Origin of the sequence: Psychrobacillus vulpis (assembly GCF_006861825.1) — a bacterium.
Taxonomy (GTDB): Bacteria; Bacillota; Bacilli; order Bacillales_A; family Planococcaceae; genus Psychrobacillus; species Psychrobacillus vulpis.
In genome coordinates this window covers 59,542-72,871 of record NZ_VDGI01000011.1, presented here as the reverse complement: position 1 = coordinate 72,871, position 13,330 = coordinate 59,542, and the positions used below count along the sequence as shown (strand labels likewise).

The window sequence follows — 13,330 nt, the reverse complement described above, 5'->3', positions numbered from 1 at the left end:
ACAGTTATAAAGTGACCAGGTAAGTAGTTAACTTAACATATACAAAGGTAGGGGTAGATAGTGGAAAAAAAGCAACAACCTGATCAGTTTTATTTATACCCAAATAAATTAGTGGAAGAAGTATTCCAATCGACTTCTGAAGGAATAATGATTACAGATGAGAATATGTGTATTTCACTCGTCAATTCTGCCTTTGAAACAGTTACGGGATATTCTCTCGATGAAGTAAGAGGAAAAACCCCACGTATTTTACAATCTGGAAAACAAAATGCATCTTTTTATAAAAAAATGTGGGATGATATAGAAAGCACTGGTATTTGGCGAGGGGAAATTTGGAATAAGAGAAAAAATGGGGAAGTTTACCCAGAATTATTATCCATAGCTAGCATTGTAAATAGTTCTGGAGAAACGACGAATTATTTTGGTGTGTTCTCAGATATTTCTAGTGAAAAAGTAGTGGAAAAGGAAATTGAAGAACTTACAAATACTGATTATTTAACGAATATACCAAACCGTTATTCCTTTTATGATTCCTTAAATGATTTGATTAACCTTTCAAAACAGAATCATGATAAACATGGGATATTATTTATAGATTTAGACCGTTTTAAACAAATAAATGAAACTTTAGGTAACGAAGTAGGCGATTCACTATTAATAGAGGTAGCAAATCGAATTCAATCGTTAGTAAAGCAAAAACATTTATTTGCAAGATATGGTGGAGATGAATTTTTACTTGCCTTAAATAATATCTTATATCAAAAAGAAGCAGCAAAACTTGCGAGAGAAATAACAAAGAAATTGAATAAACCATTTTATATAGAGGGAAATGAAATTTATATTACTTCAAGTATAGGAATTAGTATTTTTCCTCAAGATGGTATAGATGCGGAAAAGTTAATACATAAAGCAGATAAGGCGATGTATTTTGCAAAACAAAATGGCCGAAATCAGTATGCATTCTACTTTGATGAATTAAAAAGGGATTCGAAACGCTTACTTCTTTTAGAAGCAGAGCTTAGAAAAGCTATTCAACAAAAGGAATTCAGCATTCACTACCAACCTAAAATTTCAATTGAAAAACAAGAAATTATTGGTGTTGAAGCACTTGTTAGGTGGACTAGTGATAAATTAGGCACTGTTTCACCAGGAGAATTCATTCCTTATGCTGAAGAAACGGGTTTAATCATTCCACTAAGTGAGGTAATACTTGAAAAAGTATGTATGGATATCATTGAGTGGAGGATGAAAGGAATTTCTGATATTCCAGTTTCTATTAATATTGCTGCTTTACATTTCCAACAGGACGACTTTATCGAACGAATAAATACAATTGTTATGCAATATAATTGTAGTCCGCAACAGTTAGAATTGGAACTAACAGAAAGAACAGTTATGAAAGATTCTGAAAGTATTGTGAAAAAATTAATCAAACTTAAACATATGGGATTTAAAATCTCTATTGATGATTTCGGAACAGGATACTCTTCTTTAAGTTATTTAAATCGATTTCCTTTAAATTACCTAAAGATTGATAGTAGCTTCGTAAAGCAAATAACAGCGTTAAAAGATAAACAAGCGATTGTCGATTGCATCATTTTGATGGCTCATAGATTGCATATAAAAGTAGTAGCCGAAGGAGTAGAAACGAAAGATCAAGTAAAACTTTTAAAGGAAATGGATTGTGACATTATACAAGGATATTATTTTAGCAAACCAATTCCGAGTACAGAGCTATTGGATTTCGTGGAGCTTTGGGAAATTCATAAGCAAGAAAGGAATATATTATGACAAAATTTAAACTAGTAGCAACTTCCGCAATGGGATTAGAATCTATCGTTGCGGATGAAGTAAAGGCATTAGGTTACGAAACAACAACAGAAAATGGCAAAATCTATTTCGAAGGTGATGAAAGAGCAATTGCTAGAGCAAATATCTGGTTGAGAGTTGCTGATCGAGTGAAAATTATAGCTGCAGAGTTTCCAGCAAAGACATTCGACGAACTTTTTGAACGAACGAAAGCAGTTCAATGGGAAAAGTTTTTACCAGTAGATGCGGCATTTCCTGTTCAAGGTAAATCAGTTAAATCTACTTTATTTAGTGTTCCAGATTGTCAAGCAATTGTGAAAAAAGCAATCGTTGAACGATTAAAACTTGCACATAAACGTATAGGATTTCTTGATGAATCTGGTGCGACTTATAAGATTGAAGTTAGCATATTAAAAGACATAGCCACTATTACGATTGATACTAGTGGAGCTGGACTTCATAAGCGTGGATATAGACAGGAACAGGGGGAAGCTCCTTTAAAAGAAACACTAGCAGCTGCACTTGTTAAAATTTCTAAATGGAGTCCGAACCGTCCTTTTGTAGATCCATTCTGTGGTTCTGGTACGATTCCAATTGAAGCAGCTATGATTGGTCAAAATATCGCACCAGGATACAATCGTGACTTTCATAGTGAAGCGTGGTCATGGATGCCAAAGACGATATGGGATGATGTACGCAATGAAGCGGAGGATTTAGCTAACTACGACCAAGAATTACAAATAATTGGAACTGATATCGATCATAAGATGATACAAATTGCAGAACAAAATTCATTTGAATCCGGATTCGCAGATTTAATAACATTTAAACAAATGCAAGCTCGAGATTTTTCTACGACTTTAACAGATGGAGTGATGATAGGTAATCCTCCATATGGTGAGCGTATCGGGGAGATTGAAGTTATTGAGAAAGTGATTAGTGATCTAGGTTATGTACTGGAACAACATCCAACTTGGTCAGTTTACATGCTTTCTTCCATGGAAAACTTCGAACAATTATACGGAAAAAAAGCAACGAAAAAGCGTAAATTATTTAATGGATTTATCCGCACTGATTATTATCAATTTTGGGGTAAACGTTCTTAAAAAGTCACACGGAAGGGAGTTTCTCCTTTCCGTTCTATTATTTTGGAGGAGTTATCATATGAAAAAAACTTTACCTTTTCAATTATCAAAAGACCGTTCTTTCTTCGAATCACTAGGTGATTGGATGGGCGATGTATTATACGATGAATTACCAGAAAAAGGATTTGAGTGCCGTGATGAACAAATTTTTATGGCCTATCAAATTGAAAAAGCTTTAAAAGAAAAAAATGTGTTATTTGCTGAAGCAGGAGTCGGTACTGGGAAAACAATTGCGTATTTGTTGCCAGCCATTTCATATGCAAGGTATACAGGAAAGCCAGCATTAATAGCTTGTGCAGACGAAACTTTAATAGAACAACTAGTTAAAGAAGCTGGAGATATCTTTAAACTACAGAACTATTTAGATATTAAAATTGATGTTCGATTAGCTAAATCTCGAAATCAGTATTTATGTTTAAAACGTTTAGAGGATGCTCAAAAAAGTGGAGACAATGATTATTTTCTAGAAGAAATAGAAGACCTAGTCCCTGATTTCGTATATGGTCACTCTTCTCTTCAAAAGATTTATCCTTATGGGGAACGAAGTCAATATCCTGGTGTAAGTGATGAAGACTGGCAAAAAGTAAATTACCATCCAACTCAGCAATGTACAGTTTGTGATGTTCGTAATCGTTGTGGTCAAACAATTCACCGACAGAACTATCGAGAATCTTCAGATCTAATTATTTGTTCGCATGAATTTTTAATGGAGCATATTTGGACAAAAGAATCAAGAATTCGTGAAGGTCAATTACCATTACTTCCAGAAGTATCTATGACAGTGTTAGATGAAGGACATTTATTAGAATTTGCAGCTCAAAAAGCGCTTACGTATGAAATACAAAGTGAAACTCTTGTACGTTTACTCGAAAGAATCATGGTAGATGGTGTTAGAGAAAAAACATTGTATTTAATGGAGCGATTACAAGAAACACATGATGAGCTTTTTAGTTTAATAAGAAAAGGTAGTGCTGCTCAAGATACAGAGCGAAAGACAATAGATAAGACTAACTCACTTATTGAAACTTGCAAAAAGGCAATTCGAATAACAGATGATTTATTAGAGGAATTTGTTTTTGAATCAGAGCTATTTACGATTCCAGAATACGAACTACGAATGGTAGAAGAATTTTTAGAGCAGTATTCCTTCTCTTTACGTTTATTTACGGAGAAGGGCGATGGAGTAGAGTGGCTTGAAATAATTGATGGGCATGAAACATTAATAATAATGCCTCGATTGGTAACAGATATTTTGAATGAGAAGCTTTTCTCTTCTAAAATGCCAATTGTATTCTCTTCAGCAACATTATCTATCCAAAAAGATTTTACGTATATTGCGGATTCGCTCGGTGTAGAAAAATTCCAATCATTCTCTGTGGCTTCTCCATTTGATTATGATGAAGTGATGAACATATACGTACAGAATGTAGAACAAGAAAGCAAAGCTAACCAAGTGCAAGAATTACTGAAAGAAAAACAACAAACACTCATACTCTTTAAATCAAAGTCCGCAATGGATATGTTTCGATCATCTATTACGGTATCAAATGATATCGTATTTGAAGGAGAACGGGAACTTTCTACTATCGTGAAAGAATTTCAAAATGGAGCTTTCTCAACACTATGTTCCTATCATTTGTGGGAAGGACTCGATTTGCCAGAGGAGGCACTAACAAGAGTAATTATTTTTGACTTACCTTTCCCTCCAGTTGATCCATTATTTGAAGCGAAAAGAAAATTTTCAAATAATCCATTTGAAGAGGTAGATCTTCCATTTATGCTACTTAGACTTCAGCAAGGAATAGGTAGACTTATACGTACATCTAGTGATGAAGGAGAAATTCATATACTTCTTAATGCGGAAGAAGCAATGCTTGAAGATCGTTTTACGAATATTTTACCTACTCATATAATTCGTTGATAAAAATATGGTACGATAGAAATAATTCGTAATAAGGGGGATGTAATTTTGACAGTTGAACAACAATTTTTAGACTACGTAAAGAAAATTGGTGCTTATCAAGAAGCACTAGGGGTATTATATTGGGACATGCGAACAGGAGCACCGAAAAAAGGTATAGATCAACGCTCTGAAGTCGTTGGAGTTCTTGCGACAGACGTGTTCAATTTGTCCACTTCAGATGAACTAAAAAAATTACTAGATGATTTAGAACCAACCCTGGATAACGCGAGCATTGTAACAAAGCGCACATATGAAGAAGTAAAAAAAGAATACGATTTAAGCAAAAAAATTCCTGCTGATGAATATAAGAAATTCGTTATCTTGCAATCGAAATCAGAATCTGTTTGGGAAGAAGCGAAAGCACAAAATGATTGGGAATTGTTCATGCCGTATTTGAAAGAAATGGTTGAAACGTTAAAGAAATTTGTTACGTATTGGGGAGTAAAGGACGGAAACCCATATAACGTACTTTTAGATCAATACGAGCCGGGTATGACAACGGAAGTTTTAGACAAAGTGTTTAGTGATCTCCGAAATAGAATCGTTCCTTTATTAAAGAAAATTACAGAATCTCCTAATCAGCCAAAAACGGATTTTTTGTTTAAGCATTTTGATAAAAAGCAGCAGAAGGCATTTAGTTTAGATGTTCTAGAGCAATTAGGCTATGATTTTGAAGCGGGTAGACTTGATGAAACGGTTCATCCATTTGAAACTGGATTAAATCGTGGGGATGTTCGTATTACAACGAAATACGACGAATCAGATTTCCGTTCAGCTGTTTTTGGAACTATCCATGAATGTGGCCATGGAATGTATGATCAAAACGTCGGAGAAGAACTAACAGGCACTCCTTTAGCTGGAGGTGCATCTATGGGAATTCACGAATCTCAATCACTCTTTTATGAAAACTTTGTTGGGCGCCATCCAAAGTTTTGGGAACAAAACTATGGAAAGTTACAAAACTACTCACCTGAACAATTTGGAGACGTTTCAGTAGATGAATTTTTACGCGCAATTAATGAAGTAAAACCTTCACTTATACGTATTGAAGCAGACGAGCTAACCTATTCACTCCACATCATGATTCGATATGAGATAGAAAAAGGGCTATTCAACGGTGATCTAAAAGTAGAAGAATTGCCAGAAATCTGGAATGCTAAATATGAAGAATATTTAGGTGTTCGACCATCAACAAATGCAGAAGGTATTCTTCAAGATGTACACTGGGCTGGAGCAAGTTTTGGTTATTTCCCATCGTACGCACTTGGCTATATGTATGCATCTCAATTAAAAGCGGCTATGTTGAATGACATCCCTGAATTTGATGAGTTATTTGAAAAAGGCGATTTGTCTCCAATTAAAAATTGGCTAACAAAAAACGTGCATCAATATGGTGCAGTAAAAAAACCTTTGGAAATATTAAAAGATGCGACTGGTGAAGGACTTAACGGAAATTATTTGGCAGATTATTTAGAGAAAAAATATACAGAAATCTATCAATTATCCTAAAGAAAAAGAGACAGAATGTCCAAGAGCAATTATTCCGTTTCGAAAAAACATTAAAATAATAGAATGACTAACTGATTTGATCAGTTACTAACCCCTTTTAGAAAAAAGTGTAATAAACCATGTATACATGGAACAATACACAACAACTAAAAGGGGATTTTTTATGGAAACAAAGTGCAAAGAGTATAGGGAAATGCATGTGGTATTTACATACTAAACCTCAACAGCCATACTTGTGCAACTGTTAACAACAGGAAGAACTAATTATGTAACATTGAATAGAATACATAATACAAAAGCCTAGATATCTGAAATTTTGTGAAGCCTAGAAGTACAGGAGGTTACAGAAAAAACCGGTTAGAATAGTAAAAATGCATGTGTAGAACAAGAAGTATACACATTTTCTGTTGCTCCCGATTTTTCGACATTTTAATAAGGTGGGGATGACAATTCGGTGGTTCAGTTGTGAAGATAAACAGAGAATAGATATCAAACAAAAACCCTTATTTAGTTTTATTGTTGCTTCTGATTTTCATTATATAAATAAGGAGGGGAGAATGACTATTCCTTGGTACAACTATGAAGCAATAATGAAGTTGAGTTTAAAACAAAAAACCATTTTCAGGTTCTCCCTTAATCCTGATATTCAGCATATTGACCAGGAAAGTAAAGTTTACAAAGGTGATTCGCCCGAAATTGATCATAAATTTGATGTTGGCAACATCAATAAACTAAATGATTCAAGTAAAACTTCTAAGAGGAAAAAAGGGGCAAGGGCAAACAGAAGATATAACCTTAATAAAGAGGAATCCATGCTAGGTACTATAAATACTGCTGAAATTAATGAATTAGTAGTACCTATAAATGTGTTAAAACGTAACAAATTACTGAGAGAAAATAATCTTTATAAAAAGAAACGTTTAGATGAATCATACCTAAGAGAAGAAAACCAACTGCCATTTATACATGAACATACCAATGATATGGATAAAACTAAAGTTCCCAAACAACATATTGGAAGCTCAAGATATGTAAAAATTCCATACAGTACTTTTGCCAAAATTCATCACCTCCTCCCCCCTTTTATTTTGAAGGGAGAAGTTGCTACCGATTCACAAGAGGGTCAAATCGAAGCGGTGACAAAACAGGAGGTAATATCTAATAATATCAAACAGGAAAACGAACATAAAAAGGATTTAAGCTTAAAACCTAGAACAATAAAAATACCCTTCGTCACTTTCTTGAAAATATTTACTTATCAACAACATCTTATTGATTCGGGTTCAAGTGGACCAAAAGTAACTGAACAACTTTGCCAATTGGAATCTGAGACAGAACAGGGAATTCTATCACCATTCGAGAATATTCTTCAAGAAAATGAAAAAGTAGAAAAAAATGTAGCTGGTGAACTGAATATCGAAAAGCATCATCTAAAGAAGCCTATTAAGCATTCGGGAGTTGAACCTCGAACAATAAAAATAACTTATTCCACATTTTTAAAAATTTTTCACTCTCAACATTCTCTTGAACAAGTGGAAACGAAGGTAGAAGAAAATTTGAAAAGGGAAATAAATGATACCCATCAACTGACAGAGCCTAATATGCAATTAGGGGTAAAACAAAGAACATTAAAAATACCTTATACTGCTTTTTTAAAAATTATTAACTACCAACATCGATTTTTCAAGTCTGGTATAAGTACCCCCGAAGAAGCTGAACATCCACTCCAATTGGATGACTTAGTAGAGAACTTAGTTAGTGAAATGAATGATGAATCCAATCATCTAAAGGAAACTATTAAGCAATTAGAGGTAAAACAAAGAACTATTAAAATACCCCATTCCACTTTATTAAAAATGGTTAATTTCCAACACCGACCTAACACAGTAAATTCAAAAGATGTTAAGGAACATGATATGGAAACTAAAATAGAACAGGAAATTGTATCGCAGATTGAATATCCTCTCCAAATGGATGACGGGGTAATAGAACAAAGTATTATTAGTGAATTAAATGATGAATCCAATCATCTGAAGAAAGCTAATAAGCAAATTGGTATAAAACAAAGGAAAATAAGAATACCATATTCGACCTTCTTGAAAATATATTGTTTCCAACACCGGCTTAATTGGAGCAGTACAATTGATGCTAATGACCAAGAGCTGAACCAATTGGAAGCTGAGACAGTACAAGAAATAGTATTCAAGTCCGAGAACTCACTCAAAATGGAAGATATGATAAAAAAAATAGTTAGTGAAATAAATAGTGAAACCAAACATCATCATCAGCTATTAGGAAAAAAATCGAGAACCATAAAAATACCTTATTCCACTTTTTTAAAGATCTATAACTTCAAACACCGTCTTAATTGGAGCAGCACAGTTGGTATAAATGAGCTAGAGTTCGATCAGATTGAAGCGGTACAAGAAACAGTAACCACGTTCAAAGTCAAAGATACAATAGAAGAAAAATATGTTAATGAAAAGAATGAGGATACTAATCACCTGATGGAATCCAGTAATCAATTAGAAACAAAACGGAGAACAATAAAAATCCCCTATACCACTTTCATAAAAATCTATAATTTCCAACACCGACCGGATTGGAGCAGCACAGTTGATATCGATGACCAAGAGCTCGATCAATTGGAAGCAGGGACAGTACAAGAAACAGTACCCACGTTTAAAGTGGAAGATACGATTGAAGAAAATTTTGTTAATGAAACGAATGAGGATACTAATCACCTAATGGAACCCAGTAACCAATCAGAAACAAAATGGAGAACCATAAAAATCCCCTATACCACTTTCATAAAAATCTATAATTTCCAACACCGTCTGAATTGGAGCGAAACAGTAGATGTCAATGATTCAGAACTCGATCAAATGGAAGCAGAGACAGTACAAGAAACAGTACCTATGTTCAAAGTCAAAGATACACTAGAAGAAAACTTTGTTAATGAGAAGAATGAGGATACTAATCACCTAATAGAACCCAGCAACCAATTGACAAAACGGAGAACCATAAAAATCCCCTATACCACTTTCATTAAAATCTATAATTTCCAACACCGTCCGAATTGGAGCAGCACAGTTGATATAAATGAGCTAGAGTTCGATCAGTTGGAAGCAGTACAAGAAACAGTACCCATGTTCAAAGTCAAAGATAAGATAGAAGAAAAATGTGTTAATGAAACGAATGAGGATACTAATCACCTAATGGAACCCAGTAACCAATCAGAAACAAAATGGAGAACCATACAAATCCCCTATACCATTTTCATAAAAATCTATAATTTCCAACACCGTCCGAATTGGAGCGAAACAGTAGATGTCAATGATCCAGAGCTCGATCAATTGGAAGCAGGGAGAGTACAAGAAATAATACCTAGGTCCGAAGAGGAAAATGCAATAGAAGAAAATTTTGTTAATGAGACGAATGAGGATACTAATCACCTAATGGAACCCAGTACCCAATTAGAAACGAGACGGAGAACAATAAAAATTCCCTATACCAGTTTCTTAAAGCTCAATAACTTCCAACACCGACCAGATTGGAACAGCCCAGTTGATATCAATGACCAAGAGCTCGATCAAATGGAAGCAGAAACAGTACAAGAAATAGTACCTAGGTACGAAGTGGAAGATACGAAAGAAGAAAATTTTTTTAATGAAACGAATGACGAAACAAATCACCCAATCGAGCCCAATAAGCAATTAGGAATAAAATCAAGAACAATAAAAATCCCCTATACCACTTTCATAAAAATCTATAATTTCCAACACCGACCGGATTGGAGCAGCCCAATTGATATCAACGACCAAGAGCTTGATCCATTGGAAGTAGAGACAGTACAAGAAACAGTACCCACGTTTAAAGTGGAAGATACAATGGAAGAAAATTTTGTTAATGAAACGAATGAGGATACTAATCACCTAATGGAACCCAGTAACCAATCAGAAACAAAACGGAGAACAATAAAAATCCCCTATACCACTTTTATAAAAATCTATAATTTCCAACAACGTCCGAATTGGAGCGAAACAGTAGATGTCAATGACCTAGAGCCCGATCAATTGGAAGCAGGGACAGTACAAGAAACAGTACCCACGTTTAAAGTGGAAGATACGATTGAAGAGAATTTTGTTAATGAAAAGAATGAGGATACTAATCACTTAATGGAACCCAGTAATCAATTAGAAACAAAACGGAGAACAATAAAAATCCCCTATGCCACTTTCATAAAAATCTATAGTTTCCAACACCGTCCGAATTGGAGCGAAACAGTAGATGTCAATGACCAAGAGCTCGATCAATTGGAAGCAGGGACAGTACAAGAAATAGTACCCACGCTTAAAGTGGAAGATACGATTGAAGAAAATTTTGTTGATGAAACGAATGAGGATACAAATCACCTAATAGAGCCCAATAAACAAATAGAAGCAATATGGAGAACCATAAAAATTCCCTATACCACTTTCATAAAAATCTATAACTTCCAACACCGTCCGAATTGGAGCGAAACAGTAGATGTCAATGATACAGAGCTCGATCAATTCGTAGCAGAAACAGTACAAGAAATGATACCTAGGACAGAAGTGGAAGATACGATAGAAGAAAATTTTGTTAATGAAACGAATGAGGATACTAATCACCTAATGGAATCCAGTAACCAATCAGAAACAAAACGGAGAACAATAAAAATCCCCCATACCACTTTTATAAAAATCTATAATTTCCAACACCGTCCGAATTGGAGCGAAACGTTAGATGTCAATGACCAAGAGCTCGATCAATTGGAAGCAGGGACAGTACAAGAAACAGTACCCACGTTTAAAGTGGAAGATACGATTGAAGAAAATTTTGTTAATGAAACGAATGAGGATACTAATCACCTAATGGAACCCAGTAACCAATTAGAAACAAAACGGAGAACCATAAAAATCCCCTACACCACTTTCATAAAGATCTATAACTTCCAATACCGACCGGATTGGAGCAGCCCAGTTGATATCAATGACCAAGAGCTCGATCAATTGGAAGTAGAGACAGTACAAGAAACAGTACCCACGTTTAAAGTGGAAGATACGATTGAAGAAAATTTTGTTAATGAAAAGAATGAGGATACTAATCACCAAATGGAACCCAGTAACCAATTAGAAACAAAACGGAAAACAATGAAAATCCCCTATACCACTTTTATAAAAATCTATAATTTCCAACACCGTCCGAATTGGAGTGAAACAGTAGATGACCAAGATCTCGATCAATTGGAAACAGGGACAGTACAAGAAGTAGTACCTACGTCTGAACACACTCTCCAAATGGAAGAAACAATAAAAGAAAATTTTTTCAATGAAATAAAAAGCGAAAGCAATCAACTTAAGGAGACAAATAATCCATTAGGAACAAAATCGAGAAAGATAAAAATCCCTTATTCTACTTTCTTAAAAATATATAAATTCCAACACCTTCTGAAAAATGACCAAGAGCTCGATCATTTGGAAGATTCAACAGTACAGGAAATAGAATTCAGGTCTGAGCACACTTCCAAAGTGGAAGAAACTGTAGAAGAAAGTTTTGATAATGATACAAATCGGCTAAATGAGCCAAACATACAACTAGGGTTAAAACCTAGGACAATAAAAATACCCAATACTACCTTTGTAAAAATTTATAACTTACAACATCGAACTATAGATTCCAGAACAAGTTTAACTGACGAGCCTGAACATTCTTCACTATTGAAGGCAGAGAAAGATCAGGAAGTTGTATCGTCAGAGCAACTTTTCCAAGTGAAAGAAGCAGAAGAAGAAAACTTAGTAAATGAAATAAATCATAAACCTAATTATACGACGGAGCTTAATAAACAATCAGGAGTAAGATCGAGATCAATAAAAATTCCGTTCTCCAGCGTTTCGGATATTGACACATTCCTTAACCCTCCAATATTTGGGAGTACATTTCAAAATACATTTAAATATATCGACCCTTATAATAAACAAATTCCACAACTAAACACAAAACTATTTAATACAATAACATCTTATCATGAAGAGCCATACTGTTACTTAGTAGGCTTTAAATCCCATGAAATCCTAGATACAATCGAGATTAATTACAAATATAATAAAAAAATGAAGGAAGGAAGGGGGAATACTAGGTCTGTATTAACTCCAATACATGATGCAGTATCTGTTAAAACAAGAGAAGCAAATTTTACTCCTTCTGTTAGTATTAAAGTACCAGTAGTAGTAGGAGAATATAACGTCGAAATTAGTTTAGAAGAAGATGTTTTATTTGAAGAAAAAATTCATAAAGTTTTAGAAATTTCTAAAAAAGTAATATTAACAAATTGCAAGTTCGTACCTGCCGGATTCTCGTTTTCAAAAATGGGAGAAACACGGGAAGCATTAAGAGGGAAGCTATTTATTGAAGGATATATTAATCAAAATATTGAATATATTTCAGGTCATAATCAAGTTGAAAAATCAGTAACAAACGAATTAGAAGCTATATTTCATCTACTACGTCAAAATATTGTTTTAGAATTAATAGTGCAATTACTCCAAGTACAAAAAGTTTCAATGGATACTGTACATCAACCTAGCTTAAATATGTATACTGTGAAACCAAGAAATCAACAAGAAAAAATAAATTTTGAAGAACTTCAGCCGTTCCATACAAAAAAGGAAGTTAGCCTAGATAAACCTATAATAAACTTGCTAAAAAATTTAGCTCCGGGTACTAATATTACACAACTAACAGTTAAGGGAAAAATAATAAAAGTATCCTCTTTTATTGAATATAATTCATTTACAAATATTTCAACATTTCTCCTCGAAAATAATAATATATTATCCGTTAATACAAATCAAATTGACTCCTTAACTTTGAGTTAAGG

The 13,330-nt window shown here is 34.1% G+C and carries 5 protein-coding genes; all 5 read left to right on the top strand.

All coding sequences use genetic code 11. The features are described 5' to 3' along the window. Positions 1-60 precede the first annotated feature (60 nt). The 5 genes from FG384_RS11000 (at position 61) to FG384_RS10980 (ending at position 13,328) form a co-directional block, all read left to right on the top strand. Complete coding sequence (locus FG384_RS11000; RefSeq protein WP_240793402.1) at positions 61-1,791, top strand: putative bifunctional diguanylate cyclase/phosphodiesterase; 1,731 nt, start codon at positions 61-63, stop codon at positions 1,789-1,791. Then, on the top strand, positions 1,788-2,915 hold the full coding sequence (locus tag FG384_RS10995; RefSeq protein WP_142642646.1) for a THUMP domain-containing class I SAM-dependent RNA methyltransferase: 1,128 nt from the start codon (positions 1,788-1,790) through the stop codon (positions 2,913-2,915). Before FG384_RS11000 ends, FG384_RS10995 begins: the two co-directional genes overlap by 4 nt. Positions 2,916-2,973: 58 nt before the next feature. Then, entirely contained in the window at positions 2,974-4,875 is a 1,902-nt protein-coding gene (locus FG384_RS10990) for an ATP-dependent DNA helicase (RefSeq protein WP_142642645.1), read from the top strand. Positions 4,876-4,923: 48 nt separating this feature from the next. After that, on the top strand, positions 4,924-6,426 hold the full coding sequence (locus FG384_RS10985; RefSeq protein WP_142642644.1) for a carboxypeptidase M32: 1,503 nt from the start codon (positions 4,924-4,926) through the stop codon (positions 6,424-6,426). A gap of 557 nt (positions 6,427-6,983) precedes the next feature. After that, on the top strand, positions 6,984-13,328 hold the full coding sequence (locus FG384_RS10980) for a BC_2427 family protein (RefSeq protein ID WP_142642643.1): 6,345 nt from the start codon (positions 6,984-6,986) through the stop codon (positions 13,326-13,328). Positions 13,329-13,330: the final 2 nt, after the last annotated feature.